Below are 514 nucleotides of genomic sequence, written 5' to 3' on the forward strand. Positions count from 1 at the left end.
TTTACGTCTACCAGGAGATACTATTATTACATCTGATGTATCAATAATATTTTTAACTATCCTTAACTTCTCGACTTGTTGTTGCAGTTAATATCAACTTCAAGCCCAGCTGATTTTAATGCACTTTGAACTTTAAATTGAAACTCATTTGATATACAAACAAGTCCAAACTTAGTTCCCTTTGGATATTTTGCAATTTTTACAATAGTTTCAAGGCATGGTGTGATTGCAACACCTAAGACCTCCTTATCAAAATCAGATGTGAGTTCCTTTACTTCATTTACATGATTAAATGTTGCTATTATAACCTGTGCATCACTTAAAGCCTCTTCTATCTCTTTACCTCTTACTTCATACTAGCATAACATGTTACAGCTATAGTTCCTTCAAGCCTATCTTCTGGTGGGACATTTCCAAGTGCTATCCCAATACTTGACTTTCTTGATACTAGCAAGTAAAATAGGTACGTTTAAATCACTAAAATAATCTATGTTTTTTATAAGCTCTATATTGT

It is taken from the genome of Thermobrachium celere DSM 8682, assembly GCF_000430995.1.
Lineage (GTDB): Bacteria > Bacillota > Clostridia > Clostridiales > Caloramatoraceae > Thermobrachium > Thermobrachium celere.